This window comes from Micromonospora sp. NBC_01796, from assembly GCF_035917455.1.
Classification (GTDB): Bacteria; Actinomycetota; Actinomycetes; order Mycobacteriales; family Micromonosporaceae; genus Micromonospora_G.
The window spans coordinates 3205932-3226132 of record NZ_CP109078.1 but is presented as its reverse complement, the minus strand read 5'-3'; the positions used below and the strand labels follow the sequence as shown (position 1 = coordinate 3226132).

General features: G+C 71.0%; 17 protein-coding genes. 6 read left to right on the top strand and 11 right to left on the bottom strand.

What is annotated here, in order from left to right:
• Positions 1–60: 60 nt before the first annotated feature.
• Genes OIE47_RS14900 through OIE47_RS14890 form a run of 3 tightly spaced genes read left to right on the top strand, consistent with a single transcriptional unit; the run spans position 61 to position 4471 of the window.
• The gene (locus OIE47_RS14900) at positions 61–2784 is read left to right on the top strand and encodes an FtsX-like permease family protein (protein WP_326562087.1); all 2724 of its coding nucleotides are present in this window, start codon (positions 61–63) and stop codon (positions 2782–2784) included.
• Positions 2784–3767, top strand: coding sequence for an ABC transporter ATP-binding protein (locus tag OIE47_RS14895; protein ID WP_326562086.1), 984 nt, complete (start codon positions 2784–2786; stop codon positions 3765–3767). Before OIE47_RS14900 ends, OIE47_RS14895 begins: the two co-directional genes overlap by 1 nt.
• The gene (locus tag OIE47_RS14890) at positions 3764–4471 is read left to right on the top strand and encodes an ABC transporter ATP-binding protein (protein ID WP_326562085.1); all 708 of its coding nucleotides are present in this window, start codon (positions 3764–3766) and stop codon (positions 4469–4471) included. The genes OIE47_RS14895 and OIE47_RS14890 overlap by 4 nt, the downstream gene beginning before the upstream one ends.
• Positions 4472–4584: 113 nt before the next feature.
• Here the strand turns inward: OIE47_RS14890 and OIE47_RS14885 are convergent, their stop codons facing one another.
• Both OIE47_RS14885 and OIE47_RS14880 read right to left on the bottom strand, forming a co-directional pair.
• The gene (locus OIE47_RS14885) at positions 4585–4794 is read right to left on the bottom strand and encodes a BldC family transcriptional regulator (protein WP_007073996.1); all 210 of its coding nucleotides are present in this window, start codon (positions 4792–4794) and stop codon (positions 4585–4587) included.
• Between the two features lie 347 nt (positions 4795–5141).
• Positions 5142–5981 (bottom strand): hypothetical protein, encoded by an 840-nt coding sequence (locus OIE47_RS14880; protein WP_326562084.1) that lies wholly within the window; start codon positions 5979–5981, stop codon positions 5142–5144.
• A gap of 206 nt (positions 5982–6187) precedes the next feature.
• Between OIE47_RS14880 and OIE47_RS14875 the strand changes: the two genes are divergently transcribed.
• Both OIE47_RS14875 and OIE47_RS14870 read left to right on the top strand, forming a co-directional pair.
• Positions 6188–7270, top strand: coding sequence for a Glu/Leu/Phe/Val family dehydrogenase (locus tag OIE47_RS14875; RefSeq protein WP_326562083.1), 1083 nt, complete (start codon positions 6188–6190; stop codon positions 7268–7270).
• Between the two features lie 541 nt (positions 7271–7811).
• Positions 7812–8030 carry a DUF3073 domain-containing protein gene (locus OIE47_RS14870; RefSeq protein ID WP_326562082.1) on the top strand — a complete coding sequence of 73 codons (219 nt, stop codon included), beginning with the start codon at positions 7812–7814 and terminating at the stop codon, positions 8028–8030.
• A gap of 189 nt (positions 8031–8219) precedes the next feature.
• Here the strand turns inward: OIE47_RS14870 and amcA are convergent, their stop codons facing one another.
• The 5 genes from amcA to OIE47_RS14845 form a co-directional block, all read right to left on the bottom strand.
• The gene (amcA, locus tag OIE47_RS14865) at positions 8220–8459 is read right to left on the bottom strand and encodes a multiple cyclophane-containing RiPP AmcA (RefSeq protein ID WP_326562081.1); all 240 of its coding nucleotides are present in this window, start codon (positions 8457–8459) and stop codon (positions 8220–8222) included.
• Positions 8428–9531, bottom strand: coding sequence for a cyclophane-forming radical SAM peptide maturase AmcB (amcB, locus tag OIE47_RS14860; RefSeq protein WP_326563100.1), 1104 nt, complete (start codon positions 9529–9531; stop codon positions 8428–8430). Before amcB ends, amcA begins: the two co-directional genes overlap by 32 nt.
• Positions 9532–9688: 157 nt before the next feature.
• A complete protein-coding gene (purM, locus tag OIE47_RS14855) occupies positions 9689–10855 on the bottom strand; it encodes a phosphoribosylformylglycinamidine cyclo-ligase (protein ID WP_326562080.1) in 1167 nt (388 codons plus the stop codon).
• Positions 10856–10962: 107 nt separating this feature from the next.
• On the bottom strand, positions 10963–12549 hold the full coding sequence (gene purF, locus OIE47_RS14850; protein ID WP_326562079.1) for an amidophosphoribosyltransferase: 1587 nt from the start codon (positions 12547–12549) through the stop codon (positions 10963–10965).
• 169 nt (positions 12550–12718) lie between these two features.
• Entirely contained in the window at positions 12719–13075 is a 357-nt protein-coding gene (locus OIE47_RS14845; protein WP_326562078.1) for a sterol carrier family protein, read from the bottom strand.
• A 521-nt stretch (positions 13076–13596) separates the two neighbouring features.
• Between OIE47_RS14845 and OIE47_RS14840 the strand changes: the two genes are divergently transcribed.
• Positions 13597–15507: a carboxypeptidase-like regulatory domain-containing protein gene (locus OIE47_RS14840; protein ID WP_326562077.1), complete on the top strand. Its 1911-nt coding sequence runs from the start codon at positions 13597–13599 to the stop codon at positions 15505–15507.
• Between the two features lie 135 nt (positions 15508–15642).
• Here OIE47_RS14840 and OIE47_RS14835 read toward each other — a convergent pair whose 3' ends face one another.
• Genes OIE47_RS14835 through purS form a run of 4 tightly spaced genes read right to left on the bottom strand, consistent with a single transcriptional unit; the run spans position 15643 to position 20012 of the window.
• Positions 15643–16401, bottom strand: a complete 759-nt coding sequence (locus OIE47_RS14835; RefSeq protein ID WP_326562076.1) for a 2-phosphosulfolactate phosphatase — start codon at positions 16399–16401, stop codon at positions 15643–15645.
• Positions 16402–16405: 4 nt separating this feature from the next.
• Entirely contained in the window at positions 16406–19081 is a 2676-nt protein-coding gene (gene purL / locus OIE47_RS14830; protein WP_326562075.1) for a phosphoribosylformylglycinamidine synthase subunit PurL, read from the bottom strand.
• Positions 19078–19761 carry a phosphoribosylformylglycinamidine synthase subunit PurQ gene (gene purQ, locus OIE47_RS14825; RefSeq protein WP_326562074.1) on the bottom strand — a complete coding sequence of 228 codons (684 nt, stop codon included), beginning with the start codon at positions 19759–19761 and terminating at the stop codon, positions 19078–19080. Before purQ ends, purL begins: the two co-directional genes overlap by 4 nt.
• Positions 19758–20012, bottom strand: a complete 255-nt coding sequence (purS, locus tag OIE47_RS14820) for a phosphoribosylformylglycinamidine synthase subunit PurS (protein ID WP_326562073.1) — start codon at positions 20010–20012, stop codon at positions 19758–19760. The genes purQ and purS overlap by 4 nt, the downstream gene beginning before the upstream one ends.
• Positions 20013–20201: the final 189 nt, after the last annotated feature.

Genomic DNA, 20201 nt, shown 5'->3' with positions numbered 1-20201 from the left:
GGAACACAGGGATCGGTGGACGGCACCGGGTCCGGACCAGCGCAGGCGAGGAAGAGGTCGATGAGAGCCAACAGGTCCGGGCCGGTACGCCGGCTGCGCGCCTTCGCCGGGCAGGTCGGGCTGCTTGCCGTACTGGGGTTGGCTTCGGCGGCGCTGCTCACCGGTGCCCCCCGACTGGCCAACGAGTACGCCGACCGGGGACTGGCCGCCGACGTGGCGGACCTTCCGTACCAGGTCCGGGACATCTCGTTGCCGATGGCGGCCGGCATCGACAAGGCCAGGACCACCCAGACCGGGATCGAGGACCTGGACCCGTACCGGGAGAAGCTGCCGCAGCCGCTGCCCGGTCTGATCACCGACCAGTGGTACTCGGCGGGGATCGAACCCGAGAGGGTGGGCGCGTCGGGCGACTTCCCTCCGTTCAACGGCGACAGCCAACCGGGGCTCGGCCTGCGGGCGCAGACCGGGGTGGACGAGGCCGTCCGGATGGTCTCCGGCACGTGGCCGGACGCGACCGCCGGGTTGCCGGGCGGGCGGATCCCGATCGCGGTGTCCCAGCGGACCGCGAACGCGCTCATGCTGGCCCTCGGCAGCCGGTTCGACATCGGTTCCCTGGTGGGCTCCGCCAAGGTCCCGGTGGTGGTGGTCGGGATCTTCGAGCCGCTGGACACCACCGCGCCGATCTGGAACGCCATGCGACTGGCCGTGGACCCGCAGATACCGATGATGGACGGCGAGCGGTTCCGGGCGATCGCGGTGACCGACTGGGCCGGGATGAACGCGGCCGGCCCCCGCCTCGGCTCGGTCACCCTCGACTGGCACTACCGGATCGACGAGAAGCGGCTCGACGCCAGCAAGGCCAAGGCGGTGACCGACGCGGTGGTACGCCTGAAGCGGGCCTCCCCCGCGCCGGGTACCACGGTGGTCACCTCACTGGACGTCTCCCTGATCCAACTCGGCGAACGGCTCGCCTCCGTACGGGCGCTGCTCGCGGTGGTCGAGACCGGGGTGCTGGCCAGCCTGCTCGGGCTGATCCTGCTCGCCGCCCGGCTGTCGCTGGAACGCCGCCGCGAGGAACTGGCCCTGTTGCGGGCCCGGGGAGCGTCGACGGCGACCATCGGTCGACGCACCCTGGCCGAGTCGGTGCTGGTCCAGCCGTTCGCCGTGCTCGCCGGGTGGCTGCTCGGGACCCTGGTTCCCGGTCGGTCCGCGCTGACCGAGTGGCTGGTCCCGGTGCTCGCCGTGATCACCACTGCGGCGGTGCCGGTGCTGGCGATGTCGAGCCAGCGTCGGGTGACGTTCGTGGTCCGCCGGCAGGACCTGATCCGGCAACGGCCGTCGGCCCGCCGGCTCACCGCCGAGATCAGCGTGCTGGTGCTGGCCGGGCTCGGGGTGTTCCTGCTCCGGCGGCGCGGGCTGGTGCCGGACGGCGGGGTGGACCCGTACCTGGTCTCGGTGCCGGTCCTGCTGGCGGTCGGGACCTCCCTGATCGCCCTGCGGGTGCTGCCCTGGCCGCTGCGGATGGTCGGGCAGATCGCCGCGAGGGCCCGGGGAGCGGTCGTCTTCCTCGGGTTGGCCCGAGCCGGGCGGGGCGCACCGGTGACCATCGGCCCGCTCGCGGTGCTGGTCATCGCGATCACCACCGGGGTTTTCAGCGGGGTGGTCGCGAGCACCATCTCGCACGCCCGGGACAGGGCGAGCGAGCAGGCCATCCCGGCCGACGCCAGGCTCACCGGGAACACCTTCGCCCCGTCGACGACCGACCGGCTCGACGCGCTGCCCGGGGTGGACGCGGTGACCGCGATCTCGCTGGAGAACGCCCGCCGGCTCCGTACCGGCCCCAGTGCGTCCGATCGTGACCTCGGGCAGACCCAGGTGCTGGTGGTGGACATGCCGAGCTTCGTCGACGTGATGCGGCGCAGCGGCGTACCCGATGACGGGGTGCCGGCGGCGCTGCGGAACGCGAAGCGGACCGACGGCCCGGTGCCGGCGCTGGTCTCCCCCGCGATCGCGGCGGAGGTCGGCGACGGCGCCGTGGTGAACGTGCAGGGCCGGCTCTACGGCTTCACGTCGAGCGTGGTGGCGTCGAGCTTCCCCGGGGTCGAGATCGGGGTCGAGCGGTTCGTGGTGCTGCCCTGGCAGGCGCTGCCGGTGCCCGACTTCAAGCCGATCAACCCGACCCGTTACCTGCTCGCCGGGGACGGCTACGACCGGGCCGCGCTGCTGGCCGCCGCCGACGACGGGCAGCGGGAGTGGCGGGAGAGCGTGATCGGCAGGCCGGTCGACGCGCTCCTGGCCCCGGCTGCGGTGACCACCCTGACCGACTACCGGTTGGGGTTGGACCGGACCGGCGGAAACGAGCTGCTCACCCTGGCGTTCACGATCGGTGCCCTGGGCGGGAGCGGGCTGGCGCTGCTGGCGGTCGGATTCGCGGTGGTCGCCGAGGCGCGGACCCGGGGCCGGGTGCTCTCCCGGCTGCGGACCATGGGGTTGTCCGGCCGGCAGGGTCGGCAACTGCTGGTGTACGAGCTGCTTCCGCTGGTCGGCGCCGCGGTGCTGGCCGGCGGGGTGGTCGGGGTGGCGCTGCCCGGCCTGATCGGGCCGGCGCTGAACCTGTCCACCTTCACCGCCGGGGTGGCCGCCCGGACCCATCTGGACCCGTTGCTGGTCGGCGGGGTGCTGCTGCTGGTGGTGGTCGGTCTGGCCGCCGCGCTCGTGTTCGAGAATCTGGTCAACCGACGGATGCGCCTCGGCGAGGTCCTCCGGCTGGGAGAGGAAAACTGATGACCGCTGCCCTGACCACCGCCGTACCCGATCTCGCGGCGTTGCAACGCCGTGCCGCCGAACGGGCGGCGGAGCGGGCCGGCGGTAACGACCGCCTGCGTGGCCACATCGTCTGCGACGGCCTGGTACGCATCTTCAAGACCGAGGGTGTCGAGGTGGTGGCCCTGCAGGGGCTGGACCTGGTGATCGACCGGGGCGACCTGATCGCCATCGTCGGCGCCTCCGGCTCGGGCAAGTCCACCGTGCTCAACATCCTCTCCGGGCTGGACGTGCCGACCGCGGGGATCGCCCGGGTGGCCGGGTTCGACCTGTTGACCATGTCGGCCAAGCAGCGGCTGCGCTACCGCCGGAGCACTGTCGGTTTCGTCTGGCAGCAGACCGGACGGAACCTGCTGCCGTACCTGACCGCGAGGGAGAACGTGGAGCTGCCGATGCGGCTGGCTCGGCGTACCTCGGCCCGGGCGGCCCGCAAGCGGGCGCTGGAGCTGCTGGACCTGGTCGGGGTCGGGTACTGCGCGGACCGGCGTCCGGGGCAGATGAGCGGCGGGGAGCAGCAGCGGTGCGCGGTGGCGGTCGCGGTCGCGAACGACCCGGAGGTGCTGTTCGCCGACGAGCCGACCGGTGAGCTGGACGAGGCGACCGCGGCCGACGTCTTCGGGGCGCTGCGGACCATCAACGCGGAGCTGGGCGTCACGGTGGTGGTGGTGACCCACGACCTGAACGTCGCGACCCAGGTCCGTCGTACGGTCGCGATCCGCGACGGGCGGACCGCGTCGGAGGTACGGCGGTCGGCCCGGATCGGCGCGGACGGGCTCGATGAACTGGTCACCGAGGAGTACGCGGTCCTGGACCGGGCCGGCCGGATGCAGTTGCCGACGGCTTTCGTGGACGCCCTGGTCCTGCGGGACCGGGTGAAGCTCAACCTGCAGCCGGATCACGTGGAGATCCGCCCCGGCGACGAACCTCGGAAGGAGCAGCCATGAGCAGCGAGGACCTGGTACGGGTGGAGGGTCTGAGCCGGTCCTACGGCTCCGGTGACCGGGTGGTGCACGCGCTGCGGGAGGTGTCGTTCCGGGTCGGCCAGGGCGAGCTGGTGGCCGTACGGGGCCGGTCCGGTGCGGGCAAGACGACCCTGCTGAACCTGATCGGTGGCCTGGACCGGCCGACCAGCGGTCGGATCTTCGTCGCCGGTCGTGAGGTGACCGCGGCCGGGGAGCGGGACCTGCTGGAGCTGCGCCGGGACACGATGGGTTTCGTGTTCCAGTCCTTCGGCCTGATCCCGATCCTGTCCGCGGCGGAGAACGTCGGGGTGCCGATGCGGCTGGCCAAGGTGCCGGCGGCCGAGCGGGAGCAGCGGGTGTCGATCCTGCTGGAGCTGGTCGGGTTGGGCGGGCACGCGGGTCAGCGGCCGTACGAGCTGTCCGGTGGGCAGCAGCAGCGGGTGGCGATCGCCCGTGCCCTGGCGAACGACCCGCCGTTGTTGATCGCGGACGAGCCGACCGGTCAGCTCGACTCGGAGACCGGTCGGGCGATGATGGACCTGCTCCAGGCGCTGGTCCGGTCGCGCGGGATGACCGCGCTGGTGGCCACCCACGACCCGACGTTGATCGAGCTCGCGGACCGGGTGTTGCAGTTGCGGGACGGTCAGTTGGTCGAGGAGACCGATCTGGCGGTCGCGGCCGGCTGAGTGCCGGTGGCGCGGGTGGGCGCCACCGGTACGACTCAGGGGCGGCGGAGTACGGTTTCCCGTATCTCCGCCGCCCCTGAGACCAAACGAAACGCGGCTGGCCCGGTAAGGGGTCAGTCGCCTTGACGCTGCTGGGGAATCTGCCCCTGCAGCAGGGCGCGAACCTCCGACTCGCGGTAACGCCGGTGGCCACCCAACGTTCGAATTGCGCTGAGTTTGCCCGCCTTCGCCCACCGGGTCACGGTTTTCGGGTCGACACGGAACATCGACGCCACCTCGGCCGGCGTGAGTAGCGGCTCTGGTTCGTGCGTACGCGATGCCATCGGTCACTCCTCCACAGGTGCCTATAGACATCGGCCGGGGTCCCGCCGGCCGACGCGTCTCCCATGGTCCGGCTAGTCCCCGATGTCCGACATGGGCCGAACGGCCGAACGTCCCTGGATGGACGGATGAACAATGACCGATTTATACAACTTTTCTATACTGAAACCTGTCTTATTCGGGCGCGTTGTGGCCCATCGTAACCTCAAGATTACGAGCAAACCTCACGTTGGAAACGCTCTCCAAGCCTCTGACCTGGGAGAACGCGAACAAGTGTCGGGATACGGCATTCAACAAGATCAACACCGGGGCGTTAGGGGATTCGACCGGAAGCCCCTAACGGAACCCCCTAGTTGCAGCGCTCCAGCAACTGCACCGCGCGCCACCGGGCGACCAACTTCTCGTACACCTCGGTAGCGGCTTCCGCGTCGCCCCGGGACAGCCCGGCGAGGCCCTCCGCGACCAACGCGGGCGAGTCGTCCTCGGCCAGCGCCTCGTCCGGCAGCAACTGGGTCAGGCCGCCGTAGTCCAACTCCACCACCGACCGGGGATGGAACTCCTCCAGCCAGCGGGCGCCCTCCTCCACCGCCTCGGTGATCGGCGCGTCCCCGACCGACTTGCGCAGCACCGCCAGCCCCCGCGAGGCCCGACGCCGGGCCTTCGAGATCTCCGTCCGGTAGCGCAGCACCCGCCGCTCCGGCCGTACGGTCAGCTCCCGCTCGGCGGGGTCGACGAAGACGAACCAGCGCAGCGGCACACCCCAGGTGGCGATCTGCTCGTGCAGCCTCGGCACCCCGTGCTCCAGCACCCGCGCCCCGCTGCGGAAGTCCTCGACCACGGCCTTGGCCTGGCCGGCGAGGATCGGTGGCACGAACGCGTCGGCGAGCACCGGCGGCACACCGTCGCGGGCGCTCAGGGCCGCCTCGGCCACCCGTACGCGCAGGTTCCACGGGCACACCAGCAGGGTGTCGTCGGCCTCCAGCACGTACGCCTCGTCGGGCAGGTCGGGCAGCCGGGTCCAGCCGGCACCGAGCGCCTCGATCACGGCCGTACGCTGCCGACCCGGCCCTTCCAGCGGGGCGACCGCCCGGCCCTCCTTGACGTACCGGCGCCAAAAGATCTGCCGGTCCCGGTCGAACGCGGTCAACGGCTCATATACCCGCAGGTAGGAAGCGAAGAGCGACGGCACGGCGCGATCCTCCCATGAAACCCGAGTTCCCTGCCGCCGACGGCCCCGATCGCGGGCCGTCGCCCCCGCCAGGTGGGACGGACCGTCCCCGGTCGGTACCGGCAGGTTGCGACGGCCGATATTAGGCTCGGCAGCACCGGCGTCACCCCGCCGGCACCGGAGAGGTCCGCGTCCCACAAAGACGCACACCGACATCAGGAGCAGTCATGGGCGTTTTCGCCACCACCGACCAACAGGTATCGGCCGGGCATGAGCAGGTCGTCTTCTGTCAGGACAAGCCGACCGGGCTGAAGGCGATCATCGGCATCTACTCGACCGCGCTCGGCCCCGCGCTCGGCGGGACCCGGTTCTACCCCTACGCCAGCGAGGCGGACGCACTGCACGACGTGCTCGACCTCTCCCGGGGCATGGCGTACAAGAACGCGCTCGCCGGTCTCGACCTCGGCGGCGGCAAGGCCGTCATCTGGGGTGACCCGGAGCAGCTCAAGACCGAACCGCTGCTGCGCGCGTACGGCCGGTTCGTCCAGTCGCTCGGCGGGCGCTACTACACCGCGTGCGACGTCGGCACCTACGTGCAGGACATGGACGTGGTGGCGCGCGAGACCCGGTTCGTCACCGGCCGCAGCGTCGAGCACGGCGGAGCCGGCGACTCGTCCGTGCTGACCGCCTGGGGCGTGTTCCAGGGCATGCGCGCCGCCGCCGAGCACCAGTGGGGATCGGCCACCCTCACCGGCCGCCGGGTCGGCGTCTCCGGGCTGGGCAAGGTCGGCAAGCACCTGGTCGGGCACCTGATCGAGGACGGCGCCACGGTGGTGGCCACCGACGTGAACGAGAAGGCCCTGGACTGGGCCCGGCACACGTACCCGGAGGTCGACCTGGTCCCGGACGCGACCGCGTTGATCACCTCCGACATCGACGTGTACGCCCCGTGCGCCCTCGGTGGCGCGCTGGACGACGAGACCGTGCCGGCCCTCCGGGCCAAGATCGTGGCGGGTGCGGCGAACAACCAGCTCGCCCACCCCGGCATCGAGAAGCAGCTCGCCGACCGTGGCGTCCTCTACGCACCGGACTACGTGGTGAACGCCGGCGGCGTGATCCAGGTCGCGGACGAGATCGAGGGCTTCAACTTCGAACGGGCCAAGCTCCGGGCCACCCGGATCTACGACACCACCCGCGAGATCCTCCGCCTGGCCGACGCCGAGGGCGTACCCCCGGCGGTGGCGGCCGACCGGCTCGCCGAGCGGCGGATGGCCGAGGTCGGCCGGCTCCGCTCGATCCACCTGACCTGACACCGGCAGCGGGCGGCCGGGGCCTGATCCCGTCCGCCCGCCCCCGTACGGCGTCCGACCACGACCCCACGTCACCTCGCCCGTGTCGACGGTCGGGTAAGGGGTCCCCGATGTCGACTCCGGGGGCGATCGGGCCGTCACGACCCGCTCAGAGCCGCTAGCGAGGCAGGTCAGCCGCAGCCGACCGGCGTTCACACCCTCGACCGGCGCCCGTGGCCCGTACGACGGTGCCCGTCGCCGGGTTGGGACCGGCTGACGAGCGTGATTAACCTCGTTTTGTCCCCGATCGGGGTCTAAGGTCGGTCTCGGCGGTAAGCCCGCAGCACAGGGTGATCGAGCCGTCATGACCGGTTTTCCAACGCGGTCGTTACCCGGCCGAAAATGGCCCGGTCGGGTCAACCTCGACGCGCGGGCACCACCGGCGGTAACCCGAGGTGCCGAACGCGGGCATACCCATGTACCGTAAGACCCACGAGAGATGCCTGACGTCATCGGGGCCCGCCTTCGGGCTGCCCCGAATTCTGTGCGAGGGGGTCGAGCCATGGGGCGCGGCCGTGCTAAGGCCAAGCAGACAAAGGTGGCCCGGGAGTTGAAGTACCACTCCCCGAACACCGACCTCGCCGCCTTGCAGCGAGAACTCGGCGGCAGCGGCAAGTCGGACCACGACTTCGACGACGACTACAAAGAGTATGTCGACGACGATGACGAGGACCATGACGCGGACGACGAACCAGACACCTGGTCGCCTCCAGCCCGCTGACCTCCGTCGGGCACATTGAGCACGCGGTAACGCCCGCGTGCTCACGCGTGTCCGGATGGTGTGGCACACCGTAGATCAACACGGTTCCATCCGGTCGAGGGTCTGCCGTGCGGATCGTTGTCCGACCCGCGCGGCAGGTCCTTGACCGGTCGGACGTGCCAGATCCGACCGATCGGACCGCCGGCCGGTTCAGCGTGGCCGGTTGTTCCAGTTGTAGAAGGTCGGGATGTTCTCGAAGTGGTTCCACGCGCAGACCGCGCTGCCACTCTCGCCCACCGCCGCCTCCTCCGCGCGTTCCCGACGAGCCTGCTCGGCCTCGTGCAGCAGGGTGGTGAGCCCGCTCCGGGCCGCGCGCACCCGATCGGCGACCGGGTCGGGGACGGCGCCCCCGGTCGGCTCAGCGTCCTGCGGGCTGGTGATCTCGAGCATGGTCCAACACTCCCTCGAGTAGGCGGATCTTGCTGTTACGGCAGTGGTTGGTCTCCGTACCGTCGAAACGTCCTTGCTCGAAGTAACGGTTGGCGGCGTGACCGCCGCCGCAGAAGCCGAAGTAGGGGCAGGTGGAGCGGCAGGACTCCACACCGCCGAGGAACTCGCGGACCCACGGCAGGCCCTCGGCCCCGGCGAGGATCTCCGCGAGTCCCGTGGCCAGCACGTTGCCGCTGGTGAAGTCCCCATACCGGGGGTCGGAGAAGCCGGCCAGCTCGGGCGAGAGCAGGACCACCGAGCCGTCGTACCCGACGGTCGGGATCGGGTCGAGCCGGCGCGGGAGCAGGTCGTCCGAGGTGCCGTCGAGGACCGCCGAGGCGTACCGCAGGGACCACTCGACCTCACGCAGGTGGATCCGGGGGCGCTCCCGCCAGGCGGTGACCAGCTCGGCCCAGAAGGCGGTGACCGCCTCGGCCGGGTGGGCGTTGAGGCGGGTGTTGACGCCCTCCATCTCCTCGATGTTGATCCCGAGCACGTCGCACCCCAGGTCGAGGAAGTACGCGTACAGCTCGGCGGCGAGGCCGGGCTCGGGTCGGGTCACCACGCACAGGGCGGAGAAACCGACACCGTTGCGCCGCAGCGCCTCGATGCCCCGCTCGATCCGGTCGTACGCCGGCCGCCCGCCCCGGCCCACCCGGTCGGAGTTGCGCTGTCTCGGCCCGTCCACGCTGACGCTGACCCGCATCGCGTGCTCGGCGAAGAACTCGCACCAGGCGTCGTCGATCAGCGTCGCGTTGGTCTGTACGTGGTGTTCCACCCGCTCGTCGAACGGGGCCAGCAGCGCGGCGAGGTGCTCCCGTCCGGTGGCCAGGGGTTCCCCGCCGTGCCACACCACGGAGAAGCGACCGGACCGGGCCCAGTCGTTCACCGGGCCCGCCACCGCCTCCGCCACCGGAACCGGCATCTTCCGATCATCCGCCCGAAACGGGAGATAACAGTACGAACAGTCCAGGTTACAGAGCGTGGTCGGCTGCATCACCACGTACGAGGGCACGGTGTTGATGCCCCGCATACCCGTGAACGTTTGCCGCAGGACAGCCATCAGCCGCTCCTCCCCGTAGCTGAGGTGCCCCTCAGGCTAGGTTGCGGTGGCCACTCGGGTGAAGTCCTGATCGGGTATGCGAAGGATCACGGCAATAACTCGGAATGCACGAATGTACGTTCGGTGATCAACCGCGGGTGTGCTGGCCGATCATCTGCACCTCACCGGTGCCCTCGATGATCTCGCCGGCCTGCCACGCCTCGACGCCCCGGCCCGCCAGGCAGGCCAGCGCCCGGTCCGCGTCCTCGGCGGAGACGATCGCGAACATGCCCACGCCCATGTTGAAGGTGGACTCCATCTCCGGGTCCTCGATCCGGCCCTTGGCCTGCACCAGGTCGAAGATCGGCTGCGGCTTCCAGGTGGCCCGGTTGACCACCGCGTCCACGTTCTCCGGCAGCACCCGGACCAGGTTCCCGGGGATTCCGCCGCCGGTGATGTGCGCGATCGACCGCACCTCGGTCTCGGCGATCAGCTTGAGGCAGTCCTGCGCGTAGATCTTGGTCGGGGTCAGCAGTTCCTCACCGAGGGTCCGCTGCCGGCCGAAGTCCTCGATCACGGTGTCCAGCCGCATCCGGCCGGCGCCCAGGAGCACGTGGCGGACCAGGGAGTAGCCGTTGGAGTGCAGGCCGGAGGAGCGCATCGCGATCACCGCGTCGCCGATCTCGACCCGCTCCGGGCGGAGGATCTCGCTCTCCTCGACCACACCGACACCGGTCGCGGAGATGTCGTACTCGTCGGGCTTCAGCACACCGGGGTGCTCGGCGGTCTCGCCACCGAGCAGCGCGCAGCCGGCGTACCGGCAGCCGTCGGTGATGCCGGCGACGATCTCGGCGACCTTGTCCGGCACGACCTCGCCGGTGGCGATGTAGTCGAGCAGGAAGAGCGGCTCGGCACCGGTCGCGACCAGGTCGTCGACGACCATGGCGACCAGGTCGATGCCGACCGTGTCGTGGATGCCGAGCTGCTGGGCGATGACCAGCTTGGTGCCGACGCCGTCGGTGGAGGCGGAGAGGATCGGGTTGCGGTACTTGGTGGTGTCGAGCCGGAACAGGCCGGCGAAGCCGCCGAGCTGCCCCATCACCTCGGGCCGCTGGGTGGTCCGTACCTTCGACTTGATCAGCTCGACCGCCCGGTCGCCGGCCTCGATCGAGACCCCGGCGTCCGCGTACGAGACGCTGCGCTTGCGGGTGGCGCGACCGGATCCGGCGGTCCAGGGCTGGCGCACGCCGCCGCCGGAGCCGGAGCCCTCGGCCGACCCGCTACCTGCGCCATTGCGCTCAGTCACGTGCGTCACGGTTCTCCCCTTTGTTCCTCGCGGCGAGCCGCGTCGGGTAGCGGTCGAGGATCGCTCGACTTATGGCACTCACCGGACGCTGGGCGTGGGCCGCGCCGGTCGGATCGTTACGGGCGTTGCAGTGCGTCACGTGCGCCCGGGCTGCTGATGAGTGGTAGCGGGGTGTCGTCGGCGTCGGCTCCGTCTGAACCGCCGTCGTAGCGCTGCTGTGCGGGCTCCGGTGCCTGGTCCGCGACCCGACGCCCTACCCCTTCGAGTACGTGTTTGCCGATCAGGTTCCCGGCCGGCAGCTCGATCGGGTACTCCCCGTCGAAGCAGGCGCGGCACAGCCGCGTCTTCGGCTGCTCGGTCGCGGCGATCAGTCCGGCCAGCGAGACGTAACCGAGGCTGTCCGCACCGATCGACCGGCGGATGCCCTCGTTGTCCAGCCCGTTGGCCAGCAACTCCGCCCGGGTGGCGAAGTCGATGCCGTAGAAACACGGCCAGTTGACCGGCGGCGAGGAGATGCGTACGTGCACCTCCAGCGCGCCGGCCTCGCGCAGCATGCGGACGATCGCGCGTTGGGTGTTGCCGCGGACGATCGAGTCGTCCACCACCACCACCCGCTTGCCCCGCACGTTCTCTCGCAGCGGGTTGAGCTTGAGTCGGATGCCGAGCTGGCGCAGGGTCTGGGACGGCTGGATGAAGGTCCGCCCGACGTACGGGTTCTTCATCAACCCGGCGCCGTAGGTGATGCCGGACGCCTCCGCGTAGCCGATCGCGGCCGGCGTGCCCGACTCCGGTACGGGAATCACCAGGTCGGCCTCGACCGGGTGCTCCTTGGCCAGTTGCCGCCCGATGGCGACCCGGGTGGAATAGACGTTCCGGCCGGCGATGGTGGTATCCGGCCGGGCGATGTAGACGTACTCGAAGAGGCAGCCCTTCGGCTCCGGTACGGCGAACCGCGCCGACCGCAGGCCGTGCTCGTCGATCGCGATCAGCTCGCCGGGCTCGACCTCGCGGACCACGCTCGCCCCGACGATGTCGAGTGCGGCGGTCTCGCTGGCGACCACCCAGCCGCGCTCCATCCGGCCGAGCACGAGCGGGCGTACCCCGTGCGGGTCGCGGGCGGCGTAGAGGGTGCTCTCGTCCATGAACACGAAGCTGAACGCGCCGCGCAGCATCGGCAGCACCTCGAGCGCGGCGGCCTCGACCGAGAGGTCGGGGCGGCTGGCCAGCAGTGCGGTGACCAGGGCGGTGTCCGAGGTCGAACCGTCCGAGGAGTCCATGCCGCGGGCGGCGGACTCCTTGGCCAGCTCGGCGGTGTTGACCAGGTTGCCGTTGTGCGCCAGCGCGATCGTGGTGCCGGCGGTGTTGGCCCGGATCGTCGGCTGGGCGTTCTCCCAGGTCGAGCCGCCGGTGGTCGAGTAACGGGCGTGCCCGATCGCGAGGTGCCCGCGCAGGCTGGCCAGGGTGGGCTCGTCGAAGACCTGGGCGACCAGGCCGAGGTCCTTGTAGACCACCACGCCCGAGCCGTCGCTGACGGCGATCCCCGCCGCTTCCTGGCCACGGTGCTGTAGCGCGTACAGACCGAAGTAGGTGAGCTTCGCGACGTCTTCGTCCGGAGCCCAGACGCCGAACACGCCGCAGGCGTCTTGCGGGCCGGGCCGTTCGGGGTCGAGTTCGTGGCTCAACCGGCCGTCGCCTCGGGGCACCTGCCGCTCCTCAAACTGAAGGCCGATCCGCTCAATGCGGATCTGCTCGGACTCGCCTAGCGCGCGGGAATTTGGAAGTTCCGTCGCCGAACAGTGTACGCGAGCCGGAGACAATACAGAAAGTCACGTACTCGCTCCTTACCGTGACGGCCAATAAGCGCGAGATGCACTATTCGAGCGGGATATAGGGCGATATGTCGGCGCGATTCCCACTGGCTCGAACCCGTCCGGCCTCGACCGCGTCGGCCCATCCCAGCCGCCCCGTTGCCAGCAGGATCCAGGTCACCGGATCCACCTCCACCACGTTTGCCGGCGTACCCCTGGTGTGTCGCGGCCCGGATCCGCACTGAACCGCACCGTAAGGTGGAACCCGCACCTCCACCGAACGGCCAGGTGCGCGCCGGGCCAGCTCCGCGAGGAGCTCGCGGACCGCGTCCCGAAGCAGCTCACGCTCCGGGGTACGGCCAGCGTCGAGTTCGGCGACCGCCGCCACCACCAGTGAGGACTTATTGTACGGAGAGGACACGACGGGACGATACGACCTGCCGTCGTGTCAATTGACGCTGCCCCTGGGTCGCGCGAGTCCACTCGAACAAGGCATAGTTGCCGACGGTGTACTCGTACGGTAGTGAACCCTGGCCGGAATTGAGTCGGCCGGAGAAGTCAGACCGGAAGGCGGTGGACGTGACAACACACCGACATGCCTGGACGCGACGGGCCGGTGTGGTCGTGGCGCTGGCAGCCAGTGCCCTGCTCGCTCTCCCCTCGGCACCAGCTCTCGCCGTCGATCCCGACGTATCGATCACGGACCTCAGCGCAGGCACTCTACGGAGTGGCGAGAAGGCGGTCCTGAAGTTCACGGTCAAGAACAACAACCCTGTAGCCGCGCCCTTCGGCGTGACGGTTGAGGTCTTCGAAGGACTTAGCTGTAGCGGCGACTGCGATGTTCCTGCCCGCTCGATCGGCCCGGACGAGTCGGCCACCTTCACCGCCAACCTCACGGCTGGCACGCTCGCCGCTGGTCAAAGCAAAAGCGGTTCCGTGCGGGTGACTGCCGGGTTCGGCACAGACAACGACAGCGACTCGCGGAACCTCACTGTGCGCGGCCCGGACCAGCAAGCTCCTACGCAGCCGGCGGCGGCGCCCACGGTCAAGGAGATCTCGGGCCGGGTCACCGACGCCAACGGCACCCCGGTGCCGAACGCCTCGGTCGCGCTGATCGACTCGCAGGGCCACAGCTACGGCGCCACCACGAGTTCCAGTGGCAGCTTCAAGTTCCTCGGCACCGCCAGTGCCCCGATCACCCCCGGGCAGATCGACCTCGGCGCCAGCCTGAACGACAAGATCCAGAAGAAGAAGATCACGGCTGCCGCCAACCAGACGCTGACCAACCAGCGCATCGTTATGGCGCTCGCCGACGCCTCGCCGTCCTCCAGCGCGGAGGCACCGCCCAGTGACGAGGCGGTGCCGACCGAAGAGGGCGAACCGGCTGCGGACGGTAGCGACGCGCCCGGACAGGCCGCGACCGACGAGACCAGCTCCAGCGGCGGACTCAGCTCCTGGATCCTGATCATCGTCGGCGGCCTGCTGGTCGCCCTCGGTGTCGGCGCCATCGTCCTGCTCTGGATGCGGCGCAAGGAGAACGCGGACGAGGACGACGACGACCCGAACGGTCCCCGGTCCGGGGCCGCGGCGGGTGCCGGCGGCGGGTACCAGAGCGGCTCCGACCCGACCCGGGTCGCGAACCGCGCCGGTATGGGCAACGACGCCACGGCGATCAACCGGAACACGTCGCTGGCTGACGCACCGACCATGATGCACAACCGCCCCCTGGTGGACGACGAGTTCCCGGACCCGTACGGCGCACCTCTGCCGTCTCAGCAGCCGCAGGCGTCGACGTACGGCGCCGCCGGGCAGGGCGCCGGCTACGGCTACGGCGGCGCCCCGCAGGGCGGTGGCGAGTACGGCGCCGGTGGCTACGGCAACGCATCGGGCGCGGGCGGCGCCTACGGCAACGCACCGGGTTCGGGCGCCGGTTACCCCAACACCCCCGGCTCCGGCGCGGGCGGCTACGGGGCCCCGGCCAACGGCTACGGCGGCGCCCCCGGTTCGGAGTACGGCAACGCGCCCGGCTCCGGTGCCGGCGGCTACGGCTCGGCACCCGGCGCGGCCGGCTACGGCAACGCACCGGGTTCCGGCGCCGGTTACGGCAACACCCCCGCCTCCGGCGCGGGCGGCTACGGCGCGGCACCGGGTTCGGGTGCCGGTGGCTACGGCGGCGCCAACTACGGCGAGCAGCCCGGCGCGGGGTACCCCCCGGCACCGGGGGCGTACCCGGCCGCGCCGAGTGGTGGGCCCTACCCGCCCACCCCGGCTCCTGGTGGTGGTGGCCGCTACGACGAGCCCACCGGACGCTACGACGGTCCCAGCGCGGGCGGCAGCGAGTACGCCCCGCCGGCCGACCCGTACGCCCAGGGCGGTGCCGGTGGCGGTGCCTACGGGGCCGGCGGCAGCGACGGCACCCGCGCGTACGGTGCCGACCAGCAGCCGTACGGCGGCCAGGGCGGCCAGCAGGGCTACGGCCAGGGTGGTGGCGGTGCCTACGGCGCGCCGACCGCCGGGGCCGGTTACGACCAGCAGGGTGCGGACGGATACGGCGCCGGTGGTCGTGGCGGCTACGGTGACCAGCCCGGTTACGGTGCCGGTCCGGCGGCGGGCGGTTACGACCAGCCCCAGGCCGGCGGTTACGACCAGCGTGGCGGTTACGACCAGCGCGGTGGCGCCGACCAGCGCGGCGGTGGCTACGACGACCGCGGCGGTTACGACCAGCAGCAGGGCGGCGGCTACTACGACGAGTCGGCCCAGGGCGGCGGGCACGGCGGCCGGGGCGGTGCGCCCGCACCGCAGCAGCAGAACCGGGGCGGCGAGCGCCGTTCGCTGGACTGGCTGGACGACTGATCATCCGGGCTGGCCGGGACCAACCTCCCGGCCAGCCCGATCAGGCCACGCTCCAACGAAGACGGCCCACGCAAGACAGCACAGAGCCACCGCACGTGGAATGCCACTGCCGGCCCGGACCTTCCGTCGGTCGGTTCAGGCGGCGGCCGCGAAGACTCCGTCCCGGAGCAGCGGCACCACGTTGGAGACACCGATCTGTACGGCGATCTCCACGTCCGACTCGAAACCCCGGTAGATCAGTTCCCGGCCGGAGACGCAGCCCCTGATCGCCGCCGGCAGGTCCGGTACGCCACTCAGCGCCGCCAACGCGACCGCGGCCTCGACCGACAGTCCACCCGGAACCGTGGCAAGCCCGTCGAGCACCAGGGACGCTCCGAGGTGGTCCTCCACACCGGGGCGTACGGTGCCGTCCGGCCAACGCTCACCGGCGGCGACCACACCGACGGGTGCCTGCGCGGTGCCGTACCCCTGGTTGACGAGCCAGCGCGCGACGGCGGGTGCGTTACGGAGGCACGCCGCCACCACCGGGACGCCGGTTGCGCTGGCGGCGGCACAGATCGCCGAACCGTTCGGTGAGGGCAGGACGAGATCGGGCACGACCGGTGCGGTACGCAGCGCGGCCGGCGACAATGACCAGGGTTGTTCCGGGGTCACCGCACCTCGTCCGACCGCCGCGACCGCGCCGACCCGACGGGCGTACTCGGCCGCCTGGGCGCCCCACGGAAACGGGTGCACCCTGATTCCACGGCTGACCGCCACCTCCACCGCGGTGGTGAAGGAGAGTACGTCGACCACGACCAGGGCGGCACAGACCCGGCCGAGTTCGGCGGCACCGCCCAGCCCCCAGTCGAAGCGGGCCCCGGATCCGGGTTGGGCGTAGACGGTGCCGACCAACGTGTCAGTCGCCCGTGACCGGGGCCGAAGCCTCCGTCGCGGGCTCCTCCGCTTCTGCCTGCTGCTGCACCACCGGCACCTCGTCCACTGCCGGTTCGCCGGCTGCCGGCGTCCCGGCCGGTACGGCGGACTCGTCGGCGTCGGCCGGGTCAACCAGCTCGGTGCCGACGATCGGCGCCACCGGGGCGTCCGACACGGTCCCGGCGACGTCGCCGAACAGGCGCGGCAGGGTCGACTCGAACGCCGACCGCAGCTCGTCCAGGCCCAGGTTGAACTGCCCGCGTACGTCCAGGGCGCCACCGGTCGGGTCGGTGACCCCGAGCGCGGTCACCGGCACCCCACGGTCCTCGCAGAGCGCCTGGAAGGCCTTGTCCTGGCCACGCGGCACGGTCACCAGCGCCCGACCGGCGGACTCGCTGAACAGGTAGACGAACGGCATCGAACCGGTGCTGAACTCGTCCGGCAGTGCGATCTTGACGCCGACGCCGCGGCGCAGGCTGGACTCGACCAGCGACTGGGCGAGCCCACCGTCGGAGAGGTCGTGCGCCGAGGTCAGGTGACCGAGCCGGGACGCCTCCGCGATCAGCTCGGCCAGGGCCCGCTCACCGGCGAGGTCGACCCGGGGCGGTACGCCGCCGAGGTGCTCGTGGGTGACCCAGGCCCACTCGGAGCCGGACAGCTCCAGCCGGGTCTCGCCGAGCAGGAACACCACATCGTGGTCACCGCCGGACTTCGCGGCGAAGCCCATCGGCACCCGCTGTGCCACGTCGTCGAGCAGGCCGAGCACACCGACCACCGGGGTCGGGTGGATGGCCGCGGCACCGGTCTGGTTGTAGAAGCTGACGTTGCCGCCGGTGACCGGGATGCCCAGTTCGGCGCAGCCGTCGGCGAGGCCGCGTACCGCCTCGGCGAACTGCCACATCACGCTCGGGTCCTCGGGGGAACCGAAGTTGAGGCAGTCGGTGACGGCGACCGGCTTGGCACCGGTGACCGCGACGTTCCGGTACGACTCGGCCAGCGCCAACTTGGCCCCGTTGTACGGGTCCAGCCGGGCGTACCGGCCGTTGCCGTCGACGGAGAGCGCGACACCGAGGCCGGTCTCCTCGTCCAACCGGATCACGCCGGAGTCCTCCGGCTGGGCCAGGACGGTGTTGCCGAGGACGTAGCGGTCGTACTGCTCGGTGACCCAGGACTTGTCGGCCAGGTTCGGCGACGCGATCATGCGCAGCACGGTCTCCCGGAGTGCCTCCGGCGTCGACGGGCGGGGCAGCGTCTCGGCCCGGTCCGCCTGGAGCAGGATCAGGTCGGCCGGCTCCCGCATCGGGCGGGCGTAGACCGGACCGTCGTCGACCAGCGAACCCGGCGGTACGTCGACCACGGTGTGGTCCCGCCAGGTGATCAGCAGTCGTCCCGGCTCGCCGTCGGCCTGGGCCGGGGTGACCTCGCCGATGGCGGTGGCGAGCACGCCCCACTTCTCGGCGGTCTTGAGCACGGCTTCGAGCTGTTCCGGCGTGACGACCAGGAGCATCCGCTCCTGCGACTCGCTGGCCAGGATCTCGTGCGGGGTCATCGACGCCTCGCGCAGCGGAACCCGCTCCAGCCAGACCCGCATGCCGGTGCCGGCCGCGGCGGCGGTCTCGGTCAGGGCGCAGGTGAGGCCGGCGCCGCCGAGGTCCTGGATGCCGACGACGAGCTGGGCGTCGTACAGCTCCAGGCAGGCTTCGATCAGCAGCTTCTCGGTGAACGGGTCGCCCACCTGGACGGCCGGGCGGCGCTGCTCGCTGCCCTCGTCGAAGGTGGCGCTGGCGAGTACGGAGACGCCGCCGATGCCGTCCCGGCCGGTCTTGGCGCCCATCAGTACGACGATGTTGCCCGCGCCGGCCGCTGCCTTGTTCTGCAACCGGTCGACCGGCAGTACGCCGAGGGAGAGGGCGTTGACCAGCGGGTTGCCCTGGTACGACGGGTCGAAGACGATCTCCCCGCCGATGTTCGGCAGGCCGAGGCAGTTGCCGTACCCGCCGACGCCGGCCACGATGCCGGGCAGGACCCGGGCGGTGTCGGGGTGGTCGACGGCACCGAAGCGCAGGGAGTCCATCACCGCGATCGGGCGGGCGCCCATGGCGAGGATGTCCCGGACGATGCCACCGACACCGGTCGCCGCGCCCTGGTAGGGCTCGACGTAGCTGGGGTGGTTGTGCGACTCGACCTTGAAGGTCACCGCCAGCGTGTCCGAGATCTGGATCACGCCCGCGTTCTCACCGATGCCGGCGAGCATCCGGTCGCTGGGCGGGGCCTTCTCGCTGAACTGACGCAGGTGCACCTTGCTCGACTTGTACGAGCAGTGCTCGCTCCACATGATCGAGTACATCGCCAGCTCGGCCTGGGTCGGCCGGCGGTCCAGGATCTGCCGGATCCGGTCGTACTCGTCGTCACGGAGGCCGAGCTCGACGTACGGCTGCAGCTCCTCCGGGGTGTCGACGGCCCGCTCGACGGTGTCGAGGTCGTCCGGGTAGGCGCTCGGGGCGGCGTGCGCCCCGGTGGCCTGCGCGGGCGGGAAGGTCGCCGCGACCTGGCCGGCCGGGGTCTCCGGGGCGGACTCGGCCGCACGGGGCGTGGGCTGGTCGGTCGGCGGGGTCACCCCACCGACCTCGCTCGACGCCGTGTCGGGCTGGGTCGTCATGCCGGCACTCCCGCAAGGTGCTTGAGGACTGAGGTGAAGAAGCCGAGACCGTCGAGCGAGGGGCCGGTCAACGCCTCCACGGCGTGCTCGGGGTGCGGCATGATGCCGACCACGTTGCCCGCCTCGTTGGTGATCGCGGCGATGTCGCGCTGCGAGCCGTTCGGGTTGCCGCGCTGGTAACGGGCGACCACGCGGCCCTCGGCCTCGAGCTGGTCGAGTACGTGCGCTTCGGCGACGTACCGGCCCTCGCCGTTCTTGACCGGGATGAGCACGTCCTGCTCGGGCTGGAAGGTGTTGGTCCAGGCGGTCTTGACCGCCTCGATCCGCAGCCACTGGTCCCGGTTACGGAAGTGCAGGTGCTCGTTGCGGGTCAGCGCGCCGGGAAGCAGGTGCGCCTCGCAGAGGATCTGGAACCCGTTGCAGATGCCGAGCACCGGCATCCCCTCGCGGGCGGCGTCGACCAGCGACTCCATCACCGGAGCGAATCGGGCGATCGCGCCGCAGCGCAGGTAGTCGCCGTACGAGAAGCCACCGGGCAGCACCACGGCGTCGACCTGGTGCAGGTCGCGGTCGCCGTGCCAGAGCCGGACCACGTCCGCCCCGGCGATGCGCGCCGCACGGGCGGCATCGCCGTCATCCAGTGACCCGGGGAAGGTCACCACACCGATCCGGGCCGTCACGGATGTTCATCCTCGGCATCGGCCACCCGGATCGAGAAGTCCTCGATCACGGGGTTGGCCAGCAGCTTGTCCGCGATTTCCCGAGCTCGATCAAGGTCGGGCTCACCGGCGAACTCGATCTCGATGCGCCGACCGATGCGCACCGAGGAGACGTCACTGACGCCCAGGCGGGGCAGCGCGTTTGCGACGGCCTGGCCCTGAGGATCGAGAATCTCCGGCTTGAGCATGACGTCGACGACGACGCGAGGCACTGGGCACTCCTGACTGTGTACGCAGTTGGGTGCCGGCCCATAGGGGCGAGCGGGGCAAGCCTACCTGGCAGAGCGCTCGGCCGACGCACCGGCCGCCCTGTGGACAACCCTGTGGAAAATCGCACACCCGCCGCCCACCGGCGTGATCACGAGCACCCACGGGCGTACCGGTGGTGATCATTCTCGGCC